Source organism: Halomicrobium sp. HArcht1-1 (assembly GCF_058933285.1).
This window is the reverse complement of record NZ_JBZYDL010000001.1, coordinates 1690838-1716916: the sequence shown is the minus strand read 5'-3', so window position 1 is coordinate 1716916 and position 26079 is coordinate 1690838. Positions and strand designations below refer to the sequence as shown.

General features: G+C 65.0%; 27 protein-coding genes and 1 tRNA gene. 17 read left to right on the top strand and 11 right to left on the bottom strand.

Annotated features, from left to right (window positions below; genetic code table 11):
• The first annotated feature begins 76 nt into the window (after window positions 1-76).
• The 3 genes from AC5FRZ_RS09030 to AC5FRZ_RS09020 all read left to right on the top strand — a co-directional run bounded on the left by AC5FRZ_RS09030 (window position 77) and on the right by AC5FRZ_RS09020 (window position 4073).
• Window positions 77-1135, top strand: coding sequence for a CNNM domain-containing protein (locus AC5FRZ_RS09030; protein WP_493564422.1), 1059 nt, complete (start codon window positions 77-79; stop codon window positions 1133-1135).
• A gap of 380 nt (window positions 1136-1515) precedes the next feature.
• Window positions 1516-2289, top strand: coding sequence for a fumarylacetoacetate hydrolase family protein (locus AC5FRZ_RS09025; protein ID WP_153553500.1), 774 nt, complete (start codon window positions 1516-1518; stop codon window positions 2287-2289).
• 149 nt (window positions 2290-2438) lie between these two features.
• On the top strand, window positions 2439-4073 hold the full coding sequence (locus AC5FRZ_RS09020; RefSeq protein WP_493564421.1) for a GMC family oxidoreductase: 1635 nt from the start codon (window positions 2439-2441) through the stop codon (window positions 4071-4073).
• Here AC5FRZ_RS09020 and AC5FRZ_RS09015 read toward each other — a convergent pair whose 3' ends face one another.
• Together AC5FRZ_RS09015 and AC5FRZ_RS09010 are read right to left on the bottom strand one after the other, a co-directional pair.
• Window positions 4074-4523, bottom strand: a complete 450-nt coding sequence (locus AC5FRZ_RS09015; RefSeq protein ID WP_372478907.1) for a transporter — start codon at window positions 4521-4523, stop codon at window positions 4074-4076. It lies immediately after the preceding gene.
• Window positions 4524-4563: 40 nt separating this feature from the next.
• On the bottom strand, window positions 4564-5250 hold the full coding sequence (locus AC5FRZ_RS09010) for a chemotaxis protein CheC (protein WP_170094396.1): 687 nt from the start codon (window positions 5248-5250) through the stop codon (window positions 4564-4566).
• Window positions 5251-5368: 118 nt separating this feature from the next.
• On the opposite strand from AC5FRZ_RS09010, the gene hisC reads away from it, so the two are divergent.
• From hisC to AC5FRZ_RS08990, 4 genes are all read left to right on the top strand, one after another.
• Window positions 5369-6439 carry a histidinol-phosphate transaminase gene (gene hisC / locus AC5FRZ_RS09005; protein WP_208625727.1) on the top strand — a complete coding sequence of 357 codons (1071 nt, stop codon included), beginning with the start codon at window positions 5369-5371 and terminating at the stop codon, window positions 6437-6439.
• Window positions 6439-6945, top strand: a complete 507-nt coding sequence (locus tag AC5FRZ_RS09000) for an adenylate kinase family protein (protein ID WP_493564420.1) — start codon at window positions 6439-6441, stop codon at window positions 6943-6945. The genes hisC and AC5FRZ_RS09000 overlap by 1 nt, the downstream gene beginning before the upstream one ends.
• Window positions 6942-7550 carry a CDP-alcohol phosphatidyltransferase family protein gene (locus AC5FRZ_RS08995; protein ID WP_170094393.1) on the top strand — a complete coding sequence of 203 codons (609 nt, stop codon included), beginning with the start codon at window positions 6942-6944 and terminating at the stop codon, window positions 7548-7550. The genes AC5FRZ_RS09000 and AC5FRZ_RS08995 overlap by 4 nt, the downstream gene beginning before the upstream one ends.
• 109 nt (window positions 7551-7659) lie before the next feature.
• A complete protein-coding gene (locus AC5FRZ_RS08990) occupies window positions 7660-8181 on the top strand; it encodes a multiprotein bridging factor aMBF1 (protein WP_153553493.1) in 522 nt (173 codons plus the stop codon).
• On the opposite strand, the gene AC5FRZ_RS08985 is transcribed toward AC5FRZ_RS08990, so the two are convergent.
• Window positions 8178-8726, bottom strand: a complete 549-nt coding sequence (locus AC5FRZ_RS08985) for a response regulator transcription factor (RefSeq protein WP_346775248.1) — start codon at window positions 8724-8726, stop codon at window positions 8178-8180. The genes AC5FRZ_RS08990 and AC5FRZ_RS08985 overlap by 4 nt on opposite strands.
• 116 nt (window positions 8727-8842) lie before the next feature.
• On the opposite strand from AC5FRZ_RS08985, the gene tpiA reads away from it, so the two are divergent.
• On the top strand, window positions 8843-9490 hold the full coding sequence (gene tpiA / locus AC5FRZ_RS08980; protein WP_493564419.1) for a triose-phosphate isomerase: 648 nt from the start codon (window positions 8843-8845) through the stop codon (window positions 9488-9490).
• A 55-nt stretch (window positions 9491-9545) separates the two neighbouring features.
• On the opposite strand, the gene AC5FRZ_RS08975 is transcribed toward tpiA, so the two are convergent.
• A complete protein-coding gene (locus AC5FRZ_RS08975; RefSeq protein WP_493564418.1) occupies window positions 9546-11519 on the bottom strand; it encodes a helicase HerA domain-containing protein in 1974 nt (657 codons plus the stop codon).
• Between the two features lie 211 nt (window positions 11520-11730).
• Entirely contained in the window at window positions 11731-13059 is a 1329-nt protein-coding gene (dinB, locus tag AC5FRZ_RS08970) for a DNA polymerase IV (RefSeq protein ID WP_493564417.1), read from the bottom strand.
• A 317-nt stretch (window positions 13060-13376) separates the two neighbouring features.
• Here dinB and AC5FRZ_RS08965 point away from each other — a divergent pair, with 317 nt between their 5' ends.
• The 5 genes from AC5FRZ_RS08965 (at window position 13377) to AC5FRZ_RS08945 (ending at window position 16817) form a co-directional block, all read left to right on the top strand.
• The gene (locus AC5FRZ_RS08965; RefSeq protein ID WP_018258868.1) at window positions 13377-13622 is read left to right on the top strand and encodes a ribbon-helix-helix domain-containing protein; all 246 of its coding nucleotides are present in this window, start codon (window positions 13377-13379) and stop codon (window positions 13620-13622) included.
• A gap of 52 nt (window positions 13623-13674) precedes the next feature.
• Window positions 13675-14124, top strand: a complete 450-nt coding sequence (locus AC5FRZ_RS08960) for a hypothetical protein (protein WP_170094388.1) — start codon at window positions 13675-13677, stop codon at window positions 14122-14124.
• 405 nt (window positions 14125-14529) lie between these two features.
• On the top strand, window positions 14530-15006 hold the full coding sequence (locus AC5FRZ_RS08955) for a redoxin domain-containing protein (protein ID WP_170094387.1): 477 nt from the start codon (window positions 14530-14532) through the stop codon (window positions 15004-15006).
• A gap of 114 nt (window positions 15007-15120) precedes the next feature.
• Complete coding sequence (locus AC5FRZ_RS08950; RefSeq protein WP_170094386.1) at window positions 15121-15372, top strand: HalOD1 output domain-containing protein; 252 nt, start codon at window positions 15121-15123, stop codon at window positions 15370-15372.
• 122 nt (window positions 15373-15494) lie between these two features.
• Window positions 15495-16817 carry a metallophosphoesterase gene (locus AC5FRZ_RS08945; protein WP_170094385.1) on the top strand — a complete coding sequence of 441 codons (1323 nt, stop codon included), beginning with the start codon at window positions 15495-15497 and terminating at the stop codon, window positions 16815-16817.
• Between the two features lie 194 nt (window positions 16818-17011).
• Here the strand turns inward: AC5FRZ_RS08945 and AC5FRZ_RS08940 are convergent, their stop codons facing one another.
• The 6 genes from AC5FRZ_RS08940 to AC5FRZ_RS08915 form a co-directional block, all read right to left on the bottom strand.
• The gene (locus AC5FRZ_RS08940; RefSeq protein ID WP_493564416.1) at window positions 17012-17170 is read right to left on the bottom strand and encodes a hypothetical protein; all 159 of its coding nucleotides are present in this window, start codon (window positions 17168-17170) and stop codon (window positions 17012-17014) included.
• A gap of 133 nt (window positions 17171-17303) precedes the next feature.
• The gene (locus AC5FRZ_RS08935; protein WP_493564415.1) at window positions 17304-18032 is read right to left on the bottom strand and encodes a hypothetical protein; all 729 of its coding nucleotides are present in this window, start codon (window positions 18030-18032) and stop codon (window positions 17304-17306) included.
• 899 nt (window positions 18033-18931) lie between these two features.
• The gene (locus tag AC5FRZ_RS08930; RefSeq protein ID WP_493564414.1) at window positions 18932-19432 is read right to left on the bottom strand and encodes a DUF8148 domain-containing protein; all 501 of its coding nucleotides are present in this window, start codon (window positions 19430-19432) and stop codon (window positions 18932-18934) included.
• Window positions 19433-19671: 239 nt separating this feature from the next.
• Window positions 19672-19852, bottom strand: a tRNA-Trp gene (locus AC5FRZ_RS08925).
• A 53-nt stretch (window positions 19853-19905) separates the two neighbouring features.
• Window positions 19906-20136: a DUF5795 family protein gene (locus tag AC5FRZ_RS08920; protein ID WP_170094328.1), complete on the bottom strand. Its 231-nt coding sequence runs from the start codon at window positions 20134-20136 to the stop codon at window positions 19906-19908.
• Window positions 20137-20196: 60 nt separating this feature from the next.
• Window positions 20197-21075, bottom strand: coding sequence for a DUF5794 domain-containing protein (locus tag AC5FRZ_RS08915; RefSeq protein WP_493564413.1), 879 nt, complete (start codon window positions 21073-21075; stop codon window positions 20197-20199).
• Between the two features lie 455 nt (window positions 21076-21530).
• On the opposite strand from AC5FRZ_RS08915, the gene guaB reads away from it, so the two are divergent.
• The 4 genes from guaB (at window position 21531) to surE (ending at window position 26071) form a co-directional block, all read left to right on the top strand.
• Window positions 21531-23012 (top strand): IMP dehydrogenase, encoded by a 1482-nt coding sequence (guaB, locus tag AC5FRZ_RS08910; RefSeq protein WP_170094327.1) that lies wholly within the window; start codon window positions 21531-21533, stop codon window positions 23010-23012.
• Window positions 23013-23076: 64 nt separating this feature from the next.
• On the top strand, window positions 23077-23808 hold the full coding sequence (locus tag AC5FRZ_RS08905; protein ID WP_170094326.1) for a prephenate dehydrogenase/arogenate dehydrogenase family protein: 732 nt from the start codon (window positions 23077-23079) through the stop codon (window positions 23806-23808).
• Entirely contained in the window at window positions 23805-25217 is a 1413-nt protein-coding gene (locus AC5FRZ_RS08900; protein WP_493564412.1) for a small ribosomal subunit Rsm22 family protein, read from the top strand. Before AC5FRZ_RS08905 ends, AC5FRZ_RS08900 begins: the two co-directional genes overlap by 4 nt.
• 62 nt (window positions 25218-25279) lie before the next feature.
• A complete protein-coding gene (surE, locus tag AC5FRZ_RS08895) occupies window positions 25280-26071 on the top strand; it encodes a 5'/3'-nucleotidase SurE (protein WP_493564411.1) in 792 nt (263 codons plus the stop codon).
• Window positions 26072-26079 lie beyond the last annotated feature (8 nt).

Here is a 26079-nt window from a genome sequence, read left to right as displayed (position 1 = left end):
GGAACTCTGGAACAAACACTTTGCGGTGGTTTTCGATCCATGAGGTATAACAGGCGTCGGCCAGAACGGATCGGCGATGAATCCTCCAGAGATCGGCGTCAGACTGGTCGCTGGTGTCGCGCTGATACTCGCGAACGGCTTCTTCGTCGCGATCGAGTTCGCGCTGACGCGGGCTCGCCAGTTCTCCGAGTCCGAGTTCGTCGGCGACGGCGACGCCGCGCTCGAACGCGCGTGGGAGATGACCCAGAACCTCGAAATCTATCTCACCACCTGTCAGGTCGGGATCACGGCTTCGAGCATCGCCGTCGGGATCGTCGCCGAGCCGGCGCTGGCAGCGCTGTTCGAACCGCTGTTCAAGAACACCGTGCTCGCGACGGTCGGCTCGGGTGCCATCCTCGCGTTCCTGATCATCAACCTGCTCCACCTGACCCACGGCGAGCAGACGCCGACGTACCTCGGGGTCGAGCGGTCCCGGATGGTGTGTCGCTACGGTGCGAGGCCGCTGTACTGGTTCAATCACCTGATCTCGCCGCTGATCACGCTCGGCGACGGAGTCGCCAAGTGGACGCTGAAGCTGTTCGGTATCGAGATGACCGGCGCGTGGCTCGAAACCGAGCAAGACGTCATCGAGTCGCGGGCGGACCTCCGGAACAAGCTCGGGTCGGTCCTGGACGAGGGCGACCTCAGCGAGGAGCGTCGCACCGAGGTGATGAACGCACTCCAGATCGGCGAACAGCCCGTTCGTGACGTGATGGTCTCGACCGACGAGATCGTCGCGCTGTCGACGGCGGTCGACACGGCGGAGAACTTCCGGCGGATGGCCGAGAACCCACACACCCGGTACCCGCTGGTCGGTGGGGAGCTGACCGACTTCCGTGGCATCCTCTACTTCCCGGTCTTCGCACGCCACCGCGACGATCTGGCCGAGGGAACCGTCGACTTCGAAGCGCTCGCAGCTCCGCCGGTGACTCTCTCGCCGGACGTGGACGTCAGCGACGCGATCGACCAGTTCCAGGCCGAGAACCAGGAACTCGCGCTGGTCATCGAAAACGGCGAGGTCGTCGGCATGGTGACCGTCACCGACCTGCTGGAGTCGATCACGGGCGACATCGAAGATCCCATCGACGTGGAGTGAGCCCGTTGGCTATAGTAGCCATCGAAAATCAATGCACACCCGATCGAACGACAGCAGTGCGACCGGTGTGTAAATCGTTTCAATTGTTACTATAACGGCCTGATACTGCCGGCTGTAACTTCGTGACGATCTTCGCCACCCCGGGGTGGCGAAATCGGTCACAGATGTACAGCCGGTAGTATGAATCGATTCGCCGTCCGTGGCGGCGTCGACCGTCACAGATGGACGGCCGACGGTGTGGCCCGACCGCTCCGGCGTGCGGTCGTTTCGCCCGACGGCAGAGACGACTGACGATAGGATCCTAGGCAGCCGTCGTACCGCACGACGGCCCTCGAATGGCCGTGTAAACGCTTATCAGTACCGGCCGTGTTGCCGGCCGTATGAAGCGTGTTCGATTTCGCGACTCTGCGGGGAACGTCCGTGGCGGGCGGTGGACCGTCGAAGACGGTGAGCCGGTCGTCACGGCGGCGGCCGGCCCCTACGGCCGCATCGCCTTCGGCGACGAATCCTACGCCCCGGAAGAAGTCGACGTACTCCCGCCCTGCGAGCCCACGAAGATCGTCTGTGTGGGCCGCAACTACGCGGAGCACGCCGACGAGATGGACAACGACGTGCCGGATCGACCGCTCCTCTTTCTGAAACCGCCCAACACCGTCGCGAGCCACGACAAGACGGTGACGCTGCTGGCGGACAAAGACCGGATCGACTACGAGGCAGAGCTGGGCGTGGTCATCGGCGAGCAGTGCAAGAACGTCAGCCAGCGCAACGCCGAGGACGTGATCGCGGGCTACACCTGCGTCAACGACCTCTCGAACCGCGACGACCAGGAGAGAGAACAAAACTGGGTTCGCGGGAAAGCCTTCGACAACGCGTGTCCCATCGGCCCCCTCGTCGCGACGCCGGAACACGTCCCCGACGACGCGACGATCGAGACGCGCGTCAACGGCGAGACCAAACAGTCTTCTTCGATCGAGCACCTCATCTTTTCGATCCCGGAGCTCATCGAGGAGATCACGGCCTACATGACGTTAGAGCCCGGCGACGTGATCGCGACCGGGACGCCGGAGGGTGTCGGCCCGCTGGCCGACGGCGACAACGTCGAGATCGAGATCGAGGGCGTCGGCACGCTCAAACACAGCGTGCGGATTCCCTGACCGGAACGGCGGGATTTCTTAGTGCACCGTTGGCCGTTTCCAGTGGTGACAGAACGTGTCGTTGGCGTCGACGACCGTGCCCATCGCCGTGAAGAGTGGTGTTGGTCCGGATGACAACCCATAAGTTTAGGATTGCCTAATTCTAGCGCGTGCAGTCGCGCACGCCGTCACCCAGACAGGACGTGTGCGTCGTCGGTGCGGGGCCGGCCGGCGCGCTCGTGGCCCATCGGCTCGCCAGCGCCGGCCACGACGTGGTCGTACTGGAAGCGGGGCCGCGGTTCGACTTCGACGAACGGCCCGAGCAGATGGAGCGCTCGATCCGACCGGCTCACGACGACCTGTCGATCTGGGAGATGGGCGGCGAGCGCGACGAGTACTCGACGGGCGGCGAGCAGTTCTACCCGCTGAACGCCAACCGCGTCAAGGGCGTCGGCGGGTCGACGCTCCACTGGCAGGGGATGGTCCCGCGGCTCCATCCGACAGACTTCGCCGGGGACCACCCGAACGACGATCCGGCCTGGCCGATCGACTACGAGGAACTCCGCCCCTACTACGCCGAGGCGGAGTCGGCGCTGGGCGTCGCGGGGGCCTCGGACAACCCCTTCGGACCGCCACGGCGAACACCGTTCCCCATGTCGGCGTTCGAGCCGTCGTACAGCGACTCGCTGTTTGCACCCGCCTGCGAGCGGCTCGGTATCACGACCCACAGCGTACCCAACGCTCGCAACAGCGAGCCCTACGACGACAGATCGGCCTGCGTCGGCTACGGGACCTGTCAGCCAGTCTGTCCCTCCGGCGCGAAGTACAGCGCAGACACCCACGTCGAGAAGGCCGAGCGCGCGGGTGCCCGAGTCGTCGACCGCGCGCCGGTCCAGCGACTGGAGACCGGCGACGACGCCGAACGGATCGCGGCCGCGGTGTACGCGACGCCGGACGGAACCGAACACCGCCAGCGGGCTCGTCAGTTCGTGCTGGCGGCCGGCGGGATCGAGATTCCGCGGCTCCTCCTGTTGTCTCGCTCGCCCGATCATCCCGACGGACTGGCGAACAGTTCTGGCGCGGTCGGCCGGTACTTCATGGAACACCTCTTTGCCGGGGCCGGCGGGACGATCGACGAGCCGACCCGCCAGAACCACGTCGGCTTCCTCACCAGCGAGAGCCACCAGTTCTACGACGAGCCCGGACAGGCGGTCACCAGAGACGGCGACGTGGTCGTCGCCCAGGCGGAGGAGCCACTGTCGCCGATCAAACTGGAGTTTCTCAACTACGCCGGCCCGTCGCCGGTCGAGATGGCGCTGGACGCCGAGACGTGGGGTGACGACCTGCTCGACGACCTCCGGACGGGCTACGGGAACCACGTCGCGATGGGGGGGCTCGTCGGCCAGCCCCCGCGGGCCGAGAACCGGATCACGCTCGACTCGTCGACGACCGACGATCACGGCAACCCGGTCCCGGAGATCCACTGGTCGTGGGGCGAGCGCGTGCTCCGAACGATCGAGCGGGCGAACCGCATTCAACACGCCGTCCTCTCGGAGCTTGGCGTCGACATCGGCTGGACGGCGGGGCCAGACTCGACCGGTCCCGCTGCCCACCACATGGGGACGACGCGGATGGGGACCGACCCCGCAGCGAGCGTCGTCGACCCCGACCTCCGGACTCACGACCTGGACAACTGCTGGATCGCGTCGTCGAGCGTGTTCCCGAGCGCGGGCTCGATGAACCCGACGCTGACGATCGCGGCGCTGGCGCTTCGGTGTGGCGACGCACTCGACGAACGGCTGTGATCAGATACCGAGGATGATGCCCGCGTCGAGCAACAGGAGGACGGCGACGACCGTCGCCCCCAGGAAGAACGGTCGGGCGTTCCGCGCCGGCTCTCTGAGCTTCTGCTGGTCGAACCCGTCCGTGAGCTTGCTCGATCCGACCTCGACGAGACCGGCCAGCACGAACCAGAGGACCAGCATCGCGATGACGAGGTAGCCACGGAACGTCCCCGTGAGACCGCTGGCTCCGTACTGGGTCGCCGCGAGGTGGCCGCCAGTGAGGAAGAGCAAGAGGGCACTCGTCCGCGAGATGAGCTTCAGTTTCCCGATCATCGCCGACAGCGGCTCGGGCGATCCCTCGCCGTCCATCGCGGTCGGCAGGACGGCGATTGCGACGAACACGACACTCCCCGTCCACAGAGCGGCGAACGTCATGTGGACGGCGTAGATACCAGCCAGTAGCTCGCTCATGGATTGCCGTCGGGACTCGACCGTAATCAAACAGTGGGGATTACTCGCCGAGATCGACCGGATCGTCGGCCGTCATGTCGAGCTCCTCGACCTCGTGGGCCTTCGACCGCGTCGGCTCGCTCGTCGACCGATCGAGCTCCAGCTGGTCGATCACGTGGACGAACGAGCCCGGATCCGGAACGAGGAAGATCCGGAGCTTGAACGCCACGTCGGAGTCGGCGATGTCGACGATCGAGTCCAGGACGATCGACATCGAGTCGCGCCTGACGTGGGTCAACGCGTCGTCGGCGATCGCCGTCGCCTGATCTCGTTCCAGCTGTGGCGTGGCGAAGTCGATCGTCGTCTCCAGCGTGTTCGCGATGCCGTCGATGAACCCCGAGGTGAGGACGTTACACATCTCCGAGAGCGCGCTCTCGTGGAGTTGGTTGAAGCCGTCTTCCGTCGACGTGTTCGTGAGTAGACTGGCGACCTCGGCCGCCGTCGCCGGGGAGAAGGTCATCAGGAAGACGCCGTATGGCGGCTCGGTGAGCCTGACGCGAGCCCCGTAAATCTCGCCGTCACCCATCTCGGCGGGGATGTCCGACGGTTCGACGAACGAGAGGCTCTTGATCTCGACGGTCGCTTCGACGCCGGCCAGCGTCTCCAGCGAGGAGGTGACGTTCTCGGCCCCGCTCTTTATCAGCTGGTTGATGATAGACAGCTTCCGAACGTCGATGAGTAACGGCATCGGTTCACAGGAACAGTGCCCGTATCATATTGTTTTCCCCCGCGCTATCAACGACTGTAATCGCGCCACACCGCCCACAGTGAGCACGCTTAAGCCCTCCCGTCCGCTTGCATCGACCATGCAACCACGGGACCTCTCGGCCCACGGCGTCTACCGTGCCGGGCGAGGGATCGAAGAGGTCGCTCGGGAACTCGACGTGGACCCGGACGATCTCGTGAAGCTCGCGTCGAACGAGAACATGTACGGTCCGAGTCCGGCCGCCGTCGAGGCGATCCGGTCGTCGGCCGAACAGATGCACTCGTACCCGAAAGCCTCCCACGCGGACCTCGTCGATCGCCTCGCCGACCGCTGGGGGCTCGCCCCGGAACAGGTCTGGCTGGGCAACGGCGGCGACGGCGTCCTCGACTACTTCGCCCGCGCGATGCTGGAGCCGGGCGACGCGGTCCTCGTCCCCGCGCCGGGGTTTGCCTACTACCCGATGAGCGCGCGGTTCCACCACGGGACGATCCGAGAGTACACCCTCTCGAAGGCCGACGACTTCGAGCAGACGGCCGAGACGGTGCTCGAAGCCTACGACGGCGAGCGGATCGTCTATCTCACCAGCCCTCACAATCCCACCGGGACGGAGATCGGAAACGACGACGTGGCCGAGATCGCCGACCGGACCGACGAGGAGACGCTCGTCCTCGTCGACGAGGCCTACGGCGAGTTCACCGACGCGACCAGCGCGCGCGCACTCGTCGACGAGCGCGACGACGTGGCCGTCCTGCGGACCTTCTCGAAGGCGTACGGACTCGCCGGTGTTCGCCTCGGCTACGGCTTCGTCCCCGAGGAGTGGGCCGACGCCTACGCGCGCATCAACACGCCGTTCGCGGCCAGCGAACTGGCCTGTCGGGCGGGACTGGCCGCACTGGACGACGACGAACACGTCGAGAAGACCGTCGAGACCGCCCGGTGGGCCCGCGAGTACTACCACGAGCACCTCGACGCACGGACCTGGGAGAGCGGGGGGAACTTCGTGCTCGCGGAGGTGGGCGACGCCGAGGCCGTCGCCGACGCGGCCCAGCGCGACGGCGTCATCGTCCGAGACTGTGGCAGCTTCGGCCTGCCCGAGTGCGTCCGGATCACCTGTGGCACGCGCGAGGACGCGAAGACGGCCGTCGAGGTCGTCAACGGGGTGCTCGACTGATGCGCGTCGCGGTCACCGGGACGCCGGGCACCGGGAAGACGACGGCGACCGAGCGACTGGCGACCGACCTCGACGTGATCCACCTCAACGACGCGATCAAGCGCGAGGGGCTGGCCGACGGCGTCGACGAGGACCGCGACAGCGTCGTGGCCGACTTCGAGGCGATCGAGTCGTGGCTCGACGGCCGCGACGACGTGCTCGTCGAGTCTCACCTCGCCCACCACTTCGACGCGGATCGCGTGATCGTGTTGCGGGCACACCCGGCGACGATCGAGGACCGCCTCGCCGACCGGGACGAGAGCGACGCCTCGATCGCCGAGAACGCGGAGAGCGAGGCCCTCGACGTGATCCTCACCGAGGCCGTCGAGGCCCACGGCACCGACGCCGTCTACGAGATCGACACGACAGAGCGATCGAGAGCGGCGGTTGCCGAAGAGATCGAGGCCGTCGTCGCCGGTGAGCGAGCGCCGAGTGCCGGCACCGTCTCGTTCGTCGAGTGGCTATGACGCTGGATCAGTTCCGCCCACTCGCCGACCGGGCGCTTGGCCCCTTCGTGACGGTCGCAAAGCGGCTGGGCGTGAGTCCCAACGGCGTCAGCGTCGTCGCGTTCGCCCTCGCGGCCGCAGCCGGCGGCGTGTTCTTCCTGGCGGGCGATCGGCCCCTGCTGTACGCCGTCGGTGCCGTGCTGGTGTTCGCCAACGGCTGGCTCGACCTCGTCGACGGCGCGCTGGCCCGCGAGCTGTCGGTCGCCTCCTCTGGCGGTGACCTGCTGGATCACGTGCTCGACCGGTACGCCGACATCGTCATGCTGGTCGGCCTCGCGGCCGGAATCGGTCGGTACGACCTCGGACTGGCGGCCGTCACCGGCGTCCTGATGACCTCCTACCTCGGCACACAGGCCCAGGCGGTCGACCTCGATCGGGTGTACGGCGGCCTGCTCGGGCGCGCGGATCGACTGGCGCTGATCGGCGTCGCGGGCGCGGTCGCGGCCGTCCTCACCCAGCCCTTCCAGGGGCTCACCGTCGTCGGCTGGCTGCTGGTCGTCTTCGCGGTCGTGGGCCACCTGACGGCGCTCCAGCGGTTCTACTACGCGATGCGGGCGCTGGACTGACCGACGACACGGTCCGTCGCGACGGGGAACGCTACTCGGGACTGGGAGGCACGACGAGCCGTGACCCGGTGCCACACCATTTATGCCTCGCCACATCGAAGCCGTGCGTATGGTTCAGTGTGAGATGTGCGGGAAGGACGTCGCTTCTCCGAATCGAGTGAAGATCGAGGGTGCCGAGCTCGACGTCTGCGACGAATGTACCGACTTCGGGACCGAGGTCACGACCGAGGACAGCTCCTCGACCTCGACGAAGTACTCGACGAGCAGTTCTTCGTCTGGCAGCTCCGGGAGCAGCTCCAGCAGTTCCAGCAGCTCCAGCAGCCGCCCCCGACACGACATGTTCGACGAGATGGACGAGCTGGCACAGGACTACGACCAGCGAATCCGCGAGGCCCGCGAAGAACGCGGCCTCACTCAAGAGGAGCTGGCCGGTGAGCTCAATCTGAAGGCGAGTCTGATCCGCAAGCTCGAACACGGCGACACGCTGCCCAGCGACGACGTCCAGACGACGCTCGAACGCGAGCTCGACATCTCGCTGAGTGCCGGCGGCACCGACGCCGACGAGGAGTGGAGCGGTGGCTCGTCGAGTGGCGAGTACACGCTCGGCGACGTGGTCAAGCGAAAGGACTAGAGTCGCAGGTCGCGTTCCTCGACGTCGAGGTCGTCTGCGATCGTCTCGACCGTCGCTTCGAGTTCTCTGATCTCGGCTTCGAGCTGCTGGAACCGTTCGCTGGCTTCGAGTTCGCGCGGTGGCTTCTCGACCTGGAGGACGTTGCGCTTGAGCTTCTTTCCGGTGAGCTCCGTGAGCTGATCGTTGTACTCCGAGATCTTGAACAGTCGATCGACGACCTCCCGGATCTCGTCCTGGGTGACCGGTTTGACGAGGTAGTCGTCGACGCCGAGTTCGATGATGTCGAAGTCGGGGTCGACGGCGGTCACCATCGCGACCCGACAGTCCAGTGGGTGGTCTTCGATGGCGGCGAGTACCTCGTTGCCCGAGCAGACCGGCATCCGCCGGTCGAGCAACACGACGTCGATGGCCTCGTCGAGCTGTTCGATCGCCGCTTCGCCGCTGTAGGCCGTCAGGACCGTGTACGAGTCGTCGACGTACTCCGCGTAGAGATCCGCCAGCTGGGGCTCGTCTTCCACGACCAACACCGTCGGTTCGTCTGGCACCAGATCACTCACGCTCGTAGCAGTGGGTACCCGCTTGTTCGTATTAACGATACTGGGACCGGCGAGCGCGGGGCCGTCACGCAACGCATATGATCCCGGCGTCCGGTGGCCTCTGTATGTTCGTTCTGGTAAACCTCAAAGCGTACCCGTGTGATCCGATCGAAGTCGCGACCGCCGCCGCCGACGTGAGCGACGAGACCGGCGTTCGCGTCGCCGTCGCCCCCCAGGCGGCCCACCTCGACGCCGTCGCCGAGACCGGCGTCGAGACGTGGGCCCAGCACGTCAGTCCCGTCGAGCACGGCAGCCACACCGGCTCCACGCTCGCGGAGGCCGCGGCCGACGCCGGTGCGACCGGGACGCTGTTGAACCACTCCGAGAACCGACTGAAGCTCGCCGACGTCGACGGCTCGCTGGACGCCACCGAGCGCGCGGACCTGGAGACGATCGTCTGTGCCAACAACCCCGAACAGATCGCCGCCGCGGCGGCGCTGGGACCGGACGCCGTCGCCGTCGAACCGCCCGCCCTGATCGGGACCGGGACGCCGGTCAGCAAGGCCGACCCGGACATCGTCACGGACGCGGTCTCGGCCGCGGCGTCGGTCGACGAGAGCGTCGACGTGCTCTGTGGCGCTGGCATCTCGACCGGCGAAGACGTGGTGTCGGCCGGCGAACTCGGCGCGAGCGGCGTCCTGCTCGCGAGCGGCGTCGCCAAGGCCGACGATCCGCGTGCCGCGCTGGAGGATCTGGTCGCACCGCTGAAGTAACGTCACCGTCTCGACGGGTCGGCAGATGTGGAACTTCGGGGCGAGAGCCCGCCGTTCACGCCGTTCCGATCGTGCTTCGAAGCTCCGTGACGGCGTCGACGACCGCGGTCGCCGACGGCTCGTCCGGAGCACGCTCTCGGACGAGCGCTTTCAGCCGCGGCGCGTACCGCCCGCGGCCGACGTGTTCGACGAACCCGGCCAGCCGGAGCTCGCGGTTGTGCGCGTAGGCGCTCGTCCGATCACCGCTCCCGCCCGCAGAGAAGTGCGCGTTCAGCGGCGTGTCCGCGCCCTGCTCGACGTAGTACTGCAACATCCGTCTGGTCTTCTCGTCCATCTCTTCGAGTTCGGTTCGCAGGTCGACCACGAACCGCGGCTGTGAGTGGGGTCCCTCGTCGGCGGAGGACTCTCGCCGGTCGTCAGCGTCGCCGGACTCGTCCTCCTCGGCCGTCGCGTCCGCGAACGCGACTTCGGCACCGCCGTCGGCGTTCCCCGAGGCCGCCGGTTCGAAGTCGAGGTCGAGCCCGTCCGGTTCGTCGCCAGCGTCGTCGGTGGCGTCGGTCGCGCCATCGCCAGCGCCGCCCGCCGGCTCGCCGCCGGAAATGGCGGGGCCACCGTCGGCGAACGAGCCGAAGGCGTCGCCGAACCCGCCACCAGAGGTCCCGTCGGGGGCGGGTTCGTCCGTGTCTGGGGTCACAGCGCCTTCCTCCGGCGTGTCGGCGGGCTCGTCCGAGCTATCGGCGGGTTCGTCAGCGGAGTCCGCCGGTTCGTCCGCGGCCGATGGGGGCTCGGATTCGTTGGTCGGCTCGCCGTCCGGGCTGTCCGGGCCGTCCGATCCCGCGGACTGGTCGTCGGTCGATTCGCCCTCCGTCGGTTCGGCCTCACTCGATTCGTCGTCGGCCTCCCCACCGTCGTCGAGCGCACCCCGGAGCTGTGCCTGTCGGGTCCGCTCTTTCTCCTTCTGCGTGCGGCCGGGGTTGTACCCCTCGACGTGGTCGAGCAACGCCTCGGTGAACTGCTCGGCCATGCGGGTCATGTCGCGGGCGTCCTGAAGTTCCTTCTCCAGCTCTGCGATCCGGGAGTTCTTCTTGTCCAGTTCCTCCCGGAGGTCCTTGATCCGTCCCTGGGTCTGTTCTTTCTCCTCGCTGATGGTCTCCAGTTCGCTGACGAGGTCGTCGCTGACTGACTTCAGCTCTGGCCGTTCGAAGTCGTCCAGTCCCGGCGTCGCGCCCGCGTCGAAGGTCTGTTTGCGGTGGAACTGGACCCGGCGGATGGTCTCGGCCCAGTCGGTCATCAGGAACGCCTCGCCGTTGTCCAGATCCTCGACGGCGTCGGCGTACTCCGAGTCGATGATCCGACCGACGACTTTGGTGTCGTTGTTCCAGGTCAGCCGGTGCCAGACCAGCCAGTCACACTGCGTGATGTAGTCTTTCTTCACGTCGGCCGGCCGCTGGGAGATCCCCACCATTCCGAGGCCGTGTTTGCGCCCACGCTTGCCGATCTTGATGAGCATCTGCCCGACCTCGTTGACCGACCCCTTCTCCGGGATCCACTCGTGACACTCCTCGACGAGCATGAGGAACGGCTGTTTCTGCTTCTTGGCCTTGGCAAAGAGGTGCCGAGCGACTTCGGTGAGGAGGTCCTCGGCCTCCTCCTGGTCGAGGAACGACGAGATGTCGAGGATGATCGGAACGTTCTGTTCGAGCGCGAGCGAGGCGATCTTCTCGGCGTGTTCGACGGTGACCTGGATGTCACACTCCTCGTCGCCGCCGACGTGGAGGATCTCGTACTCCTCTTTGAGGCCGTAGTACTCTCCGTCGATGTCGACGATCAGCAGTCCGAAGCCGTTGTCCAGCAGCTTCTCGGCGATGACCGACGCCGTGTTGGACTTCCCGGAGCCGGACTTACCCGTGACGAACCCCCGGCCGGTGAGGAGTTCGACGACCGGGAGGTCGACGGAACGGCCCGGTTCGTCGGTTCCGCCGACACCGGCGCTGGTCGTCGCGACAGTGATGTGTTCCGTCTCGGCCATGGTTCAGTTGTCCACTACCAGTTTCCACCGCCTCATAACTCTCCGTCAGACGCCCGTCACGCGCAGCCGAGCGGGCGGGCGACGAGCGGCGAGAACGGCCGTCGTGTGCCGTCGCTGGGGACGCCGACGCTCATACGACCGGCTGTAACTCTGTGACCGATTTCGCCACCCCGGGGTGGCGAAGCTCTTCACGAAGTGACAGCCGGCAGTATCACCCACGAAAGTCGTCGATCGTCGTCTGGCCTTCCAGAGAGCCTGCCGTGGCGTCGTCGGCCGCTTCGTCGTCGGCCCAGGGGGCACCGGTCAGCGTTACCTGTCCGTCCGAAGCCCGTTCGGCGGCTCCGTCGTCAACCTTCGTCGTCTCGACGCTCTCGCCATCGTCGTCAGCTCCGTCGAAGCCCCCGAGGCTCGCCTGTCGACCCGCGGCGAAGGAGAGGTTCGAGACGCGGACGCCGACCTTCCTGACGCGCTGGCCCTCGAACTCGTCCAGCAGGTCCAGCGCGACGGATTCGACCAGATCGGGCTCGTCGACCGGTCCCGGAAGCGAGCGGGCGCGAGTGTTGACGTCGAACGGCGGCGTCACCACCTTGATGCCGATCGTCCGGTACAGCGCGTCCTTGCTCGTGGCCCGATCCGCGACCGACGCCGCGAGCGAGCGGACGCGGTCGGCCAGTTGCTCGCGGTCGTCCGTCGCCTCGGTGAAGGCAGACTCCCGCGAGAGGCTCTTCGGCCGCCCGCGCGGCGTGACCTCCCGGTCGTCCTCGCCGCGTGCGTAACGGTAGATCTCCAGCCCGCGCTCACCGAAGCGCGCTTCGAGCACGTCCGGTTCTTCGCTCGCCAGTTCCCCGGCCGTCTCGATCCCGAGCTCGCCCAGTTCCTCGGCCGTGACCGGGCCGACGCCGTGAACGTCCTCGACCGGGAGGTCTGCGAAGAACTCCCGGACGTCTCCCGGTTCGACCACGACGAGCCCGTCGGGCTTGTCGCGGTCGCTCGCGACCTTGGCGGCGCTCATCGTCGGGGCGACGCCGACACTGGCCGGGACGCCGACAGTCGATCGGATCTCGTCTCTCAGTCGCGCCGCCCACTGCTCGACGGTCTCCCACTCTGTCACGTCGGTCACGTCGAGGTACGCTTCGTCGATGCTCACCTCTCTGACGACCGGCGCGTGGTCGTGGAGGATCGTCCGGACCGCGTCGCTGACCGACTCGTAGTACTCCATGTCGACCGGGCGGTAGAAGCCGGCGTCGGCGACATCCAGGGCCGGGTCTTCGACGGCGTCGACCTTTCGCGGGAGCCGTTCGAGGGCCGCCGAGATCGCCATCGCGCTGTCGACGCCGTACTCGCGGGCCTCGTAGCTGGCCGTCGCGACGGCACCGTGTGTCTCTCCGGGCTCGAAGCCCATGCCGACGACGACTGGTTCGCCCTCCAGAGCCGGCTCGCGGCGGCGCTCACAGGCCGCGTAGAAGCAGTCCATGTCGACGTGGGCGACGATGCGGTCGCCGTCGTCTGTCGACGTGCCCGGCAACCGAGCCCCGTCCATAGCGGAGGCTACGTGAGCCCGAGCCCTTAACGTTCGCGCAAAAAAGCGAAACGGTGCGAGGCAGGGGGGGTCGGTCCTGCCAGTGAAGGGGGCAACCGTGGACTCCGCTGGTGTGCGTTCGTGGTGGGACCGGAGCCACGGTCGCCGCGTTCGACGTTGTGGTGCAGTGCCACGACCAGTTTGCCTCGACGGTGGTTCCCGCCGGTTGCTCCCTGGCGCTACATCCATGTTAACACTGCACACACTTCAATGTTCGTGTCGGCAGCGCCCTTACGGGGAGCGTAACGTTGACGGTGGTACCTCACAGAGGGGTGAACATGGCCAAGACAAGCGTCGACCTCCCCGACCGGATCGTCTCCGAGATCGACCGGCTCGTCGAGTCCGGCGAGTACCTCAACCGCGAACAGGCCTACGAGGAACTGCTGACGATGGGCCTGTCCGCGTACGGACCCGCCGAGGAAGAGACCGAAGAACCGGGTGAGAACCTCTTCGATCAGAACATGAACGACCAGACCGACCCCGCAGCCCGCGACGAGGGCAGCGGCGACGACTTCACGTTCTGAGCGGCCGGACTCGTGACGGAACGACCTTCCCGCTCGATCGCGAACTTCCAGTATGGACGATCGTGAGCAGTCAGTCGAGGCCGTCGTAGACTACTGTCACACACAGGCGCGCCTCCTCTCGGGCCAGTCGGAGCGACTCTCTGCGGAGATCGACGACCTCCTCGACGAGATCGACACGGAGGCCGCCGCCGTCCGCGATCGACTCGCGTCCGGTCGGGAACAGGCAGACAGTCCAGACCAGCCGGCCGGCCCCGGCGAGGCCGTCGACGAGACGACCGTCGCGGAATTGGAGGCCAAGCAGTCGACGGTCGCCGACAAGCAGGAGCGCCTCGACGAGATCGGCACACTCGCAGCAGCCTACGTCGACCTCGCAGCGTCCCTCCAGGCAGAGAGCGACGCGACCGAGGCGATCACACGAGTGCTGGAACTGGAGGCCGACGCCGACGCGCCCGCCTTCTTCGAGGAGCGCGAGACGCTACTGGAGACCGCGACCGACCAGTGACCACGAGAGCTGCTACGACCGGCGACGACGCGGCGTCCGTTGGTCGTATTTAGTGAATCGAATGCGGCCGTTACTGCACCGAAAGCCCTCGCGTCGTTCCAGTCCCGGGACCACTGCTGCGCTCCAGTCGGTGCTTGCAGGGTCCGGGTTCCCGGAACGGCGCTCGCCCTTTCATCCGCCAGGACGTAGCTGGTGGCACTGTCCACGAGCCTGGTGGATGAAAGGGCGAGACGCGCTTCGCGGCGTCTGTGGCGGATATCCTCGCTCCCGCTCGGATAGAGCCGCCGCAGACGCCGCCGAACGTGTCGAGGGCTTTCGATGCATTGCTACCCAAAATCAGTTCACTAAACACTGCCCGTCCGTTTGGGGTCGGTTTTACAACCGCACCGTGTGTACCCTCGGGCGATGGTATCCCAAGGAGACTCCGCCCCGATGTTCACGGCGACTGTCGGAACGAGCGATCACGAACCGTTCGACCTCTCGGACCACGTCGGCGACGGTCCGATCGTCCTGGCTTTCTTCCCCGGCGCGTTCACGCCGCCGTGTTCCAACGAGATGGTCGCGCTCCAGAACCACCTCGCGGACTTCGAAGCGGCCGGCGCGACACTGCTGGGTGTCAGCGCCGACTCGCCGTTCTCACAGGGTGCGTTCCGGGAGGAACACGGCATCGAGTTCGACCTCGTCAGCGACATGAGCGGCGAGGCGATCCGCGCCTACGACCTGGAGATGGACATCGAGGACCTCGGCCTCCACGGCATCGCCAACCGCGCGGTGTTCGTGCTCGACGACGACGGCACAGTCACCTACAGCTGGGTCGCCGACGACCCCACCAACGAACCCGACTACGACGACGTGCTGGCCGCCGTCGAAGCAGCCGCCTGATCGGCTGGCTGCGCGTACCCCGCCCCGTTCTGGCAACCAAGAATAGATAACGACCACACTATCAGAATGAGCGTCACTTTTCACACGCTACCGCGTAGCCCTGCGACGAGAACAATGCTACAGACGGACGGCGAGCCGCTGACACCGAGCGATCGGATCATCAAGACTGTCGCACACACGCGGGACGTACCCCGAACCGAACTCCCACCACTCTACGACGCGCTCGATCCGGAAGCGATCGACGACTTCGTGAGCACTGCCGAGGCGGGCAGCCAACTCCAGTTCGAGTACTTCGGTACCAGCGTCAGCGTCTCCGTTCGAGAATCCGGTGTCGGCATCGACGTGACCAGTACGGGTCGGCACTGACATCGACGGCTGTCACTGCCCCGAGACGACCGATCTCGACGGTGACGGACAGCAGCCGGACGGCCGGCGGTCTCACCAATCGAGAGCAACGCCTTTTGTGGTGGCCCCGACACCATAGTGCAATGTCCGGCGACGACGACCGCGTCTACTACGTGATCAGCGACCTCCACATCGGCGGCGACGAGCAACTAGAGGAGGTCGACTTTCTCGACGAACTGCTCGCCTTCCTGCAACGACTGGAACGGAGCGACGAGAACGCTGCGCTGGTCATCAACGGCGACGCGTTCGGTCTCTGGGAGTTCACCACCGTCGAGGGGATGGCGAAGTTCGACGTGCTCGAATCGACCTACCCGGAGCTGTTCGCACAACTGCGCGCGACCGGCGACCAGATCCCCATCACGCTCGTCCCCGGCAACCACGACCACGAACTCGCCGCCTACGACGCCTACGTCGAGCGCTTCGCCGAGTACAACGTCGATCTCGTCCAGTCCCAGTCGATCACTCGTCCGGTCGGCGACCACGCGATCCACTTCGAACACGGCCACCAGCAGGATCCGAACAACCACATCGACAACTGGGGCGACCCACACGTGACGCCGCTTGGCTACTACTACAACACGCTCGTGACGAGTCGGGCCGGCCAGCTCTCGAACCGTGGGAAGTACAACTGGCTCAAGGACGTCCAGGCGGTCACGCCCACGGAGCGCGTGCCGGTCTGGATGCTCTCGAAGTACTTCTACCGCGAGATGAATCCGGTACTGCGGTACGCACTGATTCCGTTCCTGTTGCTGTTCAACGTCAGCGCCGTCCTGGCCGTTCTGGCCGGCCTGGACCTCCTGAACATCTGGTCGCTCCCCGTCGACGCCACGACCACGTTCCTCGGCCAGTTCGGAACCATCGGGACCGCTGTGTGGTTCTTGCTCGCGATCAACACCGCCGTCGCCGGTGTCCTGTTGCTCGTCGCGATTCCACTGTCCCTGCTCCGGCGCGACATCAGGAAGACCATCGACCGCTTTGGCGTCTTCGAAACGGGCCTGACCGTCGACGCAGAGGCACCCTATGCCGCGGCCGCCCGGACGGTCTTCGACGAGCAGCCGGCGACGACCATCTTCTGTTACGGCCACACCCACCGCCCCTCCGTCCAGAGCGTCGACGGCGGCCTCGTCGTCAACACCGGCACGTGGCTCAAACGCCTCCACCGCCGGGACGGCGTCATCGGCCTGCTCCCGCCGGTGTTCTACCCCTCCTATCAGCTCTGTGCGGTCAGAATCGCCCCCACCGAGGACGGCGTCGCCGTCGAGTACGAACAGATCGAGAAGCCGACGCCGAGTCCCGACGAACTGACCCTCACCGAACGACTGCTGACGCTCGGTCGGACGCCCGACGTGAATCTGCCCGACGAGACAGTCGTCGGAGCCGACGACGCGGAGCCGACCAGCGAGTGACCCGCGCCTCGTCGGCGTCAACAGTCACTTCCCGACGAGATTCGCCGTCCTCCGGCTCGAAGACAGCCGTCTACTCCGTGTGGCGAATGCCGACCACGTCACCCTCATCGAGTTCGTTCTCTTCGAGCTTGGCGGTCGATCTGGCCGTTCGACCACATCGCCACCACGTCGCCGATGCCGCGGGCCGAGCTCAATCACAGTGGGTCGGACTGCCCGCAGTTGGGCGTGAGGTCGCGACTCTCACCGACCACGTCCTCGCCCTGGTCGAGCTCGATCCACTCGCTATCGTACTCGTCGTCTTGCGTGTCGACCGGTTCGAGATCGTCGAAGGATGGCGTCTGTTGGGCTGCCATGCAGTCGAGAAAACTAGAGGGGAGTACTTAGCTAGGACTTCAGCCGGAGTGAAAGTGGATTCGGGCTCCACAACCATCGAGGAATCTAATAAATGTGGATTTAGAGGCGATAGTCAATCAAATATTTGCGGGGCTAAAAAGACAATCGAACTATATTGTTTGAATTAATTTCTGGCTCAGACCACACACTCCTATAGAGAAGATCTATCCTTTCACGTAGTGAATCATGTTCTGCGTCCTCATCCTCTTTTATTTCTTGACCGAAGTATATCATCAAGGGACGGTTTTGACTATATATATCATAATCGTTGTCATGGTCAAATCCTTGGGGAGGGTCCGAGTCGCCCTGCCACTTTTGGGTGATTGTGATTGCATCATTTCCAATCAAATAGCCGTCACCAACAACATCTGGATCCTTCTCTGGAGGGTACCAATGAACTTTGATAGGCCCATTTTTCGTCACAGCATATTCACCATTCATGAAGTAATAATTATTAGAAGACCTCCAATTCTGCCTCTGGTTCCGCAGATTATCTTTCAGTGGCATGATGAGATGTTGTGGGTTTTTGATTTTTGAAGTTAAGTTTGACAAATCCTCAAAAGACATATTAGATCCAGAAAATGTTCTAATGTCATCACGATCATCGAGACTTGATATAAGATAGTTTCGTTCTCCTAGAGTTATGGCCTTAACCAAAGCATGGGCATTATTATCAATCACTGAGGGTTTTTGGATGATGTCAATAGGGAGATGGGTCCGTTGGCCGATTTGGATGAAATCTTTGTTATTATCTGACTTATCACCCAGAGTGATTGGTCCTCGTTCTGAATGCGAGCTATTTTTAAAAATATAGTTTGACATCGCACCAATCTTTGATTATATTGTTATTTTCATACTGACTGTGGAGATTTCTAACAAAGTTTCTCAAGTCGTCATCGTCCGAGCTCATCGATCATTTTTGTATTATTTCACTCCATTTTGTTGTAGAAACTGTGTCATCCTCAGACATTGCATCGGCTGGCTTTTGTTCATCATTCATATCATTTGTTTGGCTTTCTATATTACTTGTTCGAGCTTCTCGTAAATCCCTCTCGCCCTGCCAATCAACATAGGACATATACAATCCAACAAAGAATAAAATAACAGACACCAATGCAATAGGCCAAATCCACCAATGGTAATCGTATTTCAAATTGACCTGTGATGAGTAATAAATGCCACTTAATGAGATCGCGAGTATAACAAGTGACATCCTTGATTGAGCTTGCTTGATTCAACTGGTTCGTACCGTTGACCATTAATAGGCAAGTTAGGGTCGACGCATATAATTCTATGTCCTTGTCAAAACGCTACCAGTCGGGCGTTTTGAGAGATTATTATCGGCTGCAGTTTGAAAATCGCAAAAACTATCCTCAATATGACTATTTGGGAGATCCCAGTACGAATACGCGCCAATGTAGTCAACAACACACTGAAAAGTCGAGCTCATTTGGTAGTGTTGAGCGTACCTGCGGCTGCTCAACGTCAGAAATCGCCCGCTCTACCGCAACATCGAGATCATTGAGATCGTCCCACTGCCGCCGAGCGAGATCGTCCTGTATCTCTCGCTCGCTGGCAGTCTGCACAGAGTCGAGCGAACACCACCGAACGGTCTGCCGAACGTCGGGGTCTTGCGTGTGGTCGTTCGGGTCGATTCCTTCGGTGATCGGCTTCGAGCAGGACCAGAAGCGCCGGTTCGTCACCCAGTAGAGTGCGAGCTTCTACGTCGCCGCCTTGTCGGCGAACGCCTCACGCTCGTCGTCGTCCGGTTCCTCGAACGATTCGGTGGCGTCGAGCAGCGAGCCAAACGTCGCGCTCAGGTACTTCCCGAGGTACGCGCCAGCTGTCGACTCTGTCGACTGTTCGTCGTCGAACTCGATCAGCTCGTGCGCTCGCGTTCGCTCGCGAACCCACTCGTCGGTGTGGTCGTGATCGCCGAAGCGGTACCAGTCGACGAAGCCCTCGTCGGTGTCGAAGTCGGCGTCCAGGTCGTCACGATAGACGAGCGGGTAGGTGTCGACGATCCGGCCCTGTCTGTAGTCGAACCACTTCGCCGAGATCTCCTGCTTGTCGCAGAGCCACGGCAAGCCGTCTGAGTCGCGGGTGGGTACGTCGAAAAACAGGACGTGCAGGTGGGGATAGCCCTGCTCCGTGAACTCCAGCGACTTGATGTAGACCAGGCGACAGCGGGGGCGACCGGTCACGTCGGCGGCGGGATCCACCCCCAGCTGGGGACATCTGACCTGCGCGTGTCAGCCTTCGTCGTCGGTCGTCTTCAGGAGACGCGACGCTCGAACGAACTCGTCACGAGGATCGGGGCTCGTCGGGGGTGAGCCGAGGCTCTCCAGTCATCGACGATCTCCCGACTCGACAGAGATCTGACTGTGGTTTTCGTCCGTTCTGAAGTTTGCGAAAGCCGCAGCTATATGGCTGCTACCTTTAGAAAACTTGAACGACGGAATGGGGTCGGAGGGATTTGAACCCCCGATCGGCTGATATCTCCGGTGTGTGCCTCGGAACTCCAGAGGGTCATCAACGCGAGCCGATGATCAGTCGGCCGCTCAGTATATCAACCCTGGAGTGTCGTCACCGGGCACGTTGCCTCTGGAGTCAGCCGCCTTCCCGGACTAGGCCACGACCCCGCACTCCGGCGTAAGCCCACCTGTATGAAAGGGGTTACGGTTGCGTCCGGAGGTTAGTCGTCGCGGTCGGTGTCGCTCCAGTCGCAGTCCTGACACTTGTAGCCGGTGACGAACTCCGTGATACCGGGCATGTAGCCGACCGAGAGCACGTCCCCTCCGCAGTCGGGACACGAGCGGTCGGCGTCATCGATCGCTTCGGCGTCCATGACGTCGTCGTCTTCGATCAGCTCGGCGAGCGACTCGGGTGTGACCATGCGGCCCTGCACGACGCGGTTGTCAGCCATAGCAACAACGGGGGCGCTGAGCAACCTAAGGGTTGTCACTTCGTATCGCGCCGAGCGCGGTCAGAGCCAGGGCGCGCGGTCGTCGTCGTCGTCGACGGTCGGGTGGGAGCTGGCGTCAGTGGTGTCGTGGTCGACGCCCTGGGACGCGCCGCCGTCGGCGAAGGCGGCGGTCACGTCGACGGCGTCGGGCTCGTAGTGTTCGTCGCGTTCGCGAGCGCGCTGTGGGTCCAGCGAGAGCAGCGTCGTGACCGCGAGGACGGCCAGTGAGACCGGAGCCTCGACCGACGTGAGGATGCTGATCGGCAACACGCCCAGTGCGACGGCACTTCCGAAGCGGAAGCGGTCGATGTCGACGGCGTTGCGGAGCCACGGCGCGCCGACGGCGGCAGTGAGTGCGAACCCGACACCGACGCCGGCAGCGGCGGCGGCTCTGAGCATGAGTTCGGGATCGGTCTGGATCTCCAGCGAGAAGCCGGCGGCGTTGACGCTGGCGACGAAGCCGATGAGCAGGATCATCGACGGACGCGGGAGCCAGTCGCCGATCTTCGCGCTGGCGGTCCGGCCGGCGATGGCGAGGATGATGATCGCCGCGAAGCGCTCGAAGACGACGGGATCGAGGACCGTCTGGATCGTCGGCGCGAGGGCGGCGACCACGACGGAGCCGGCGATCACGATCGCACCGACCGCGAGGATCGGGGTGGCGACCTCTCTGGGAGAGCCTTCCATCTCGGCGAGGATCACGGCGAGGGTGGCAGAGCCACCGAAGACCAGCAGGCCGACCTCGATGATGCCGGTCACCGACGCGAGTCCGCCAGCGAGGACGACGGCGGCGAAGACGCCGTCCAGCAGCGGGAGCAGCATGACCGTCGCGAGCAGACGGGTGGCACCACCGACGCGTCGCTCCAGTGCGAGCGCGACCGGATGTTGGGAGCTACTCATTTCGTGCTACAGTCTGCCCTCACCCGTGGGCGTCGGGTACTCGCTGCGTGGGGACGGTACTGCCGACGGCCGAGACGGCGTATTCCCTCCCTTCGGGGACCACATATTCCACCCCTTCGAGAACCCCTGAAAAGCTGTGTCTCCCATAAACCAGTTTGTGACAGCCACGGAGTCGGCGGTCTGTCGGCGAACGGAACCAGCGCTGGGAGACACAGCACAGTTCATGTTCATCATTATCTTTTGTCAGCGGATAAACGTTGTGTGAGATTGCGACTCATACACAACGGACGGCAGGAGATGTCGTGGTCTGAATGGAGATTGTCCACATTTCACACGCGATAGTTTCCATTTTTAGAGTGCCGTGTGGCCCTCGTCGCGCCGTCTGCGTGTGACATCGGTAGGCACTCGGGAGAAAATCTCGGAACGTTTTTCAGCGCCCGTCTGCCACCCTTGACATGGCGAACGAGTCCGAACCCTTCTCGGAGAAGCTCCGCGTTCCGGAAGCCCTGACGTTCGACGACGTACTGCTACGGCCCAAAGAGTCCCGCGTCGAGCCGGACGAGGCCGACACGGCCACACGCGTCTCGACGAACGTCGAACTGAACGTTCCGGTGCTCTCGGCGGCGATGGACACGGTCACCGAGGGCGATATGGGCATCGCGATGGCCCGACACGGTGGCCTCGGCGTCCTTCACCGCAACATGGACGTCGAGACGATGGTCGACGAGATCGAGCGTATCAAGCGCGCCGACGAGCTGATCATCCGCGACGTGGTCACGGCCTCGCCCGATCAGACCGTCCGCGAAGTCGACGAAATGATGGACCGACGCGGCGTCTCGGGCGCGCCGGTCGTCGGCGACGACGACGAGGTGCTGGGGATCATCTCCGCCACCGACATCCGCCCCTACCTCGAAGTCGGCGAGGAAGACCTCGTCAGCGAGGCGATGACCGACGAGGTCGTCACGGCACCCGAAGACGTGACCGCACGCGAGGCCCTGGAGCTGATGTACGAGCACAAGATCGAACGCGTCCCGATCGTCGAGAACGGCGATCGACTCATCGGCCTCGTGACGATGCAGGGCATCCTCCAGCGCCGCGAGTACGATCAGGCCGCTCGCGACGACGAGGGCGCACTGGTCGCCGGGGCGGCGGTCGGCCCGTTCGAACTCGATCGTGCGCGCGCCGCAGACGAAGCCGGTGTCGACGTGCTCTTCATCGACTGTGCCCACGCGCACAACCGCAACGTCATCGACAGCGCCCGCGAGATCGAGGCGGAAGTCGACGCGGACGTGGTCGTGGGCAACATCGGGACCCGCGAAGCCGCCCAGGAGGTCGTCGACTTCGCCGACGGCGTCAAGGTCGGTATCGGTCCGGGATCGATCTGTACGACCCGCGTCGTCACCGGTGCGGGCATGCCCCAGATTACCGCCGTCTCGCAGGTCGCCGACGTGGCCAGCCAGCACGACGTGCCGGTGATCGCCGACGGCGGCATCCGCTACTCCGGGGACGCGATCAAGGCGATCGCCGCCGGTGCGGACGCGGTGATGCTCGGTTCCTACTTCGCAGGCACCGACGAGGCACCCGGCCGCGTCATCACGATGAACGGCAAGAAGTACAAGCAGTACCGCGGCATGGGATCGGTCGGCGCGATGAACGAGGGCGGCGGCGAGCGCTACCTGAAAGAAGAGGAAGAGGACGAAGAGTACGTCCCAGAGGGCGTCGAGGCCGCGACGCCGTACAAGGGCTCGGTCCAGTCGGAACTCCACCAGCTCGTCGGCGGGATGCGCTCTGGCATGGGCTACGTCGGCGCGGAGACGATTCCGGAGTTCAAGGAACGCTCGGAGTTCGTCCGCGTCTCCGCGGCTGGCCAGCAGGAGAGTCACCCCCACGACGTGATGATCACGGACGAAGCGCCCAACTACAGCCCGGACAGCTGATCGACGCGTCCGGCGATGTGGCGGACCGAACTGCTTTTGAGCGGTCGTTGGCTACCCCGTGCCAATGAGAGTCCTCGTCGTCGGCGCGGGAGCGATGGGACGGTGGTTCGCTGACAGCGTCGCGACGGCCGACGACGAGATCGCGTTCGTCGACGCCGACGAGACCGCGGCGACGGCGGCGGCCGACGCGCTCGACGGTCGCGCGCTGACACCGCCCGTCGAAGAGCGCTTCGACCTCGTCTGTGTCGCCGTCCCGCTCCCGGCGGCGGCGAGCGTGATCGGGGAGTACGCCGATCGCGCGGACCGGGCGATCTGTGACGTGACCGGGAGTATGCGCGATCCGATCGACGCGATGCGAGCACACGCCCCCGAGATCGAACGCGTCAGTCTCCACCCGCTGTTCGCGCCCGAGAACGCGCCCGGCAACCTCGCGGTGGTGACCGACGCCGACGGGCCGGTCGGCGAGACGATCCGTGAACGACTGCGAACGCGTGGCAACGAGCTGGTCGCGACGACGCCGGCCGAGCACGACGAGGCGATGGAGACGGTGCAAGCACGCGCCCACACGGCGGTGCTGGCGTTCGCGCTCGCGGCCGAGGACGTACCCGAGACCTTCCAGACGCCGATCTCCGAGGCGCTGTTCGACCTCGTCGAGCAGATGACCGACGGCGAACCGCGGGTCTACGCCGACATCCAGGCGGCGTTCGAGGGAGCCGACGACGTGGCGGCCGCCGCACGACAGATCGCGCGGGCCGACGACGAGACGTTCACCGAACTGTACGAGAGCCTACAATGAACGACGAGACGAGAGATTCGATCCGCTCGAACGCGAAGTACCTCCGCCAGGTCCGCCCGATCGATCCCGAGGAGATCTGTGAATACGTCGACGGTCAGCCCCACCCCGCCGTGGTTCGACGGGTCCTCCGAGAGGAGGCGTTCGATCTGGGGCTGGTCGAACGCGAGGACGGGACTTTCGAACCGATCGGCGACGAACCGCCGTCACCGGCCTTCGAGGGGGTCGACGCGCTGCCGCCCGAGCACGTCCGCCGACTTGAGGACCTGCTCGTCGAACGCGAGGGCGTCGGCTGGCCCGACGGCGAGACCGGCGACCGACTCCGAGACCGCATCCGGGCGATCAAAGAACGGTACCTCCAGCAACGGCCCGTCGAGTACGACGACCTGACGGCGCTGGCGTACGCGATCTACCACCTGCCCGACTACTACGCCGTCACGCAGTACGTGATCGCCGACCTCCTGAGCGACGGGCTCCTCGACAGGCAGATTCGGGTCCTGGACGTGGGTGCCGGCGTCGGCGGCCCGGCGCTGGGGCTGCTCGACCTGCTGGGCGAGGAGTGTCTCGTCGACTACCACGCCGTCGAGCCGAGCGCAGCGGCGGACGTGCTGGGGGCGATGCTCGAAACGACGCCCGCGAGCGTCCAGACGACGATCCACCGGACGACCGTGGAGTCGTTCGAGCCCGACGACCAGTTCGATCTGGTGGTCTGTGCAAACGTCCTGAACGAACTCGACGAGCCGGCGTCCGTCGTCGAGCGGGCGCTCGACTGGCTGGCTCCGGCGGGGTCGCTGGCGGCGATCGAACCGGCAGACAGGAACACCGCGATCGGGCTCCGCGAGATCGAGCGGGCCGTCGCCGACGACGGGCCTGCGACGGTGTACAGCCCGACAGTCCGGCTCTGGGCCCACGAGTCTCCGACCAGCGAGTCGTGGTCGTTCGACGTACGGCCCGACATCGACGTGCCGCCCTTCCAGCGCCGGCTGGACGAGGGTGCGAGCGGCCCGGACCACCAGCCCGGAGAGTTCGTCAACGTGGACGTACAGTACGCCTACTCGATCCTGCGGACCGACGGACGGACCGCCATCGACGCGCGCGGGAACCGCTCGCAGGTCGCGAAGATGGCCGAGGCAGACTCCTACGTCACCGACCGGATCAATCTGCTGGGCGTGAAGCTGAGCGGCGACCTCACCGAAGCGGGCAACCCCCTCTACCTGATCGGCGACGGGAGCCAGTCGACGGACCACTTCGCCGTCCTCACCGAGGAGTCGATCCTCAACGAGGACCTCCGCGGAGCGGCCTACGGCGACCTCCTCCTCTTCGAGAACGCGCTGGTGCTCTGGAACGACGACGAGGGCGCGTACAACGTCGTCGTCGACGGCGAGACCGTCGTCGACCGCGTACCGGCGTAACCGATCGACCGAGCGGCTGCCGCCGCCGGAGTGTTTTTCCCGCTCTCGGCCCGACGGAACGTATGAACGACGAGCCGTCGATCCTCCTGACCAACGACGACGGGATCGACAGCGTCGGCTTCCGGGCGCTGTACGACGCACTGACCGAGGTGGGATCGGTGACGGCGGTCGCACCGAAGAGTGATCAGAGCGCGGTCGGGCGCGCGATCTCACACGAAGTCCCGGTCCACCAGCACGAACTGGGCTACGCCGTCGCGGGCACGCCGACCGACTGCGTCGTCGCCGGCATCGAGTCGCTGGTCCCCGAAACGGACCTCGTCGTCGCCGGCTGCAACCGCGGCGCGAACCTCGGGGCCTACGTCCTCGGACGGTCGGGAACCGTCAGTGCCGCCGTCGAGGCGACTTTCTTCGACGTGCCCGCGATCGCCGTCTCGATGTACATCCCGGTCCGCGAGGACGCGGCCTTCTCCGAGGTCGAGGAGAACTACGACAGCTACGGCGAAGCCACCCGGGCCGCGAGCTATCTCGCCGCCCACTCGATGGGCGCGGGCGTCTTCGAACAGTGTGACTACCTCAACGTGAACGCGCCGGTCGCCGACCGGGGTCCCGCGGAGATGGCGATCACCGAACCGTCCCGCGTCTACCAGATGGGGGCCGAGCGAAACGGCGAGACCGTGACCCTCCACGACCGGATCTGGGAGCGGATGGCCGAGGGCGACATCCCCGATCCGGAGGGCACCGACCGACGGGCCGTCGTCGACGGCAAGGTCAGCGTCTCGCCGCTGACGGCCCCACACACGACCGAGCACCACGAGGCACTGGACGGACTCGCCGAGACCTACGACCGCTCGTGAGAACAGTG

What these genes read in the sequence shown, in the direction of transcription:
- AC5FRZ_RS09000 (WP_493564420.1), top strand. Translation starts at nt 6,439, where the DNA reads ATGCGCGTCGCGGTCACCGGGACGCCGGGCACCGGGAAGACGACGGCG.
- AC5FRZ_RS08940 (WP_493564416.1), bottom strand. Translation starts at nt 17,170, where the DNA reads ATGGCAGCCCAACAGACGCCATCCTTCGACGATCTCGAACCGGTCGAC.
- AC5FRZ_RS08950 (WP_170094386.1), top strand. Translation starts at nt 15,121, where the DNA reads ATGCTACAGACGGACGGCGAGCCGCTGACACCGAGCGATCGGATCATC.
- AC5FRZ_RS08990 (WP_153553493.1), top strand. Translation starts at nt 7,660, where the DNA reads ATGGTTCAGTGTGAGATGTGCGGGAAGGACGTCGCTTCTCCGAATCGA.
- AC5FRZ_RS09015 (WP_372478907.1), bottom strand. Translation starts at nt 4,523, where the DNA reads ATGAGCGAGCTACTGGCTGGTATCTACGCCGTCCACATGACGTTCGCC.
- AC5FRZ_RS08920 (WP_170094328.1), bottom strand. Translation starts at nt 20,136, where the DNA reads ATGGCTGACAACCGCGTCGTGCAGGGCCGCATGGTCACACCCGAGTCG.
- AC5FRZ_RS08975 (WP_493564418.1), bottom strand. Translation starts at nt 11,519, where the DNA reads ATGGCCGAGACGGAACACATCACTGTCGCGACGACCAGCGCCGGTGTC.
- hisC (WP_208625727.1), top strand. Translation starts at nt 5,369, where the DNA reads ATGCAACCACGGGACCTCTCGGCCCACGGCGTCTACCGTGCCGGGCGA.
- AC5FRZ_RS08965 (WP_018258868.1), top strand. Translation starts at nt 13,377, where the DNA reads ATGGCCAAGACAAGCGTCGACCTCCCCGACCGGATCGTCTCCGAGATC.
- AC5FRZ_RS08960 (WP_170094388.1), top strand. Translation starts at nt 13,675, where the DNA reads ATGGACGATCGTGAGCAGTCAGTCGAGGCCGTCGTAGACTACTGTCAC.
- guaB (WP_170094327.1), top strand. Translation starts at nt 21,531, where the DNA reads ATGGCGAACGAGTCCGAACCCTTCTCGGAGAAGCTCCGCGTTCCGGAA.
- AC5FRZ_RS08915 (WP_493564413.1), bottom strand. Translation starts at nt 21,075, where the DNA reads ATGAGTAGCTCCCAACATCCGGTCGCGCTCGCACTGGAGCGACGCGTC.
- AC5FRZ_RS08900 (WP_493564412.1), top strand. Translation starts at nt 23,805, where the DNA reads ATGAACGACGAGACGAGAGATTCGATCCGCTCGAACGCGAAGTACCTC.
- AC5FRZ_RS08935 (WP_493564415.1), bottom strand. Translation starts at nt 18,032, where the DNA reads ATGTCAAACTATATTTTTAAAAATAGCTCGCATTCAGAACGAGGACCA.
- tpiA (WP_493564419.1), top strand. Translation starts at nt 8,843, where the DNA reads ATGTTCGTTCTGGTAAACCTCAAAGCGTACCCGTGTGATCCGATCGAA.
- AC5FRZ_RS09025 (WP_153553500.1), top strand. Translation starts at nt 1,516, where the DNA reads ATGAAGCGTGTTCGATTTCGCGACTCTGCGGGGAACGTCCGTGGCGGG.
- surE (WP_493564411.1), top strand. Translation starts at nt 25,280, where the DNA reads ATGAACGACGAGCCGTCGATCCTCCTGACCAACGACGACGGGATCGAC.
- AC5FRZ_RS08955 (WP_170094387.1), top strand. Translation starts at nt 14,530, where the DNA reads ATGGTATCCCAAGGAGACTCCGCCCCGATGTTCACGGCGACTGTCGGA.
- AC5FRZ_RS09010 (WP_170094396.1), bottom strand. Translation starts at nt 5,250, where the DNA reads ATGCCGTTACTCATCGACGTTCGGAAGCTGTCTATCATCAACCAGCTG.
- AC5FRZ_RS09030 (WP_493564422.1), top strand. Translation starts at nt 77, where the DNA reads ATGAATCCTCCAGAGATCGGCGTCAGACTGGTCGCTGGTGTCGCGCTG.
- AC5FRZ_RS08995 (WP_170094393.1), top strand. Translation starts at nt 6,942, where the DNA reads ATGACGCTGGATCAGTTCCGCCCACTCGCCGACCGGGCGCTTGGCCCC.
- AC5FRZ_RS08945 (WP_170094385.1), top strand. Translation starts at nt 15,495, where the DNA reads ATGTCCGGCGACGACGACCGCGTCTACTACGTGATCAGCGACCTCCAC.
- AC5FRZ_RS08905 (WP_170094326.1), top strand. Translation starts at nt 23,077, where the DNA reads ATGAGAGTCCTCGTCGTCGGCGCGGGAGCGATGGGACGGTGGTTCGCT.
- dinB (WP_493564417.1), bottom strand. Translation starts at nt 13,059, where the DNA reads ATGGACGGGGCTCGGTTGCCGGGCACGTCGACAGACGACGGCGACCGC.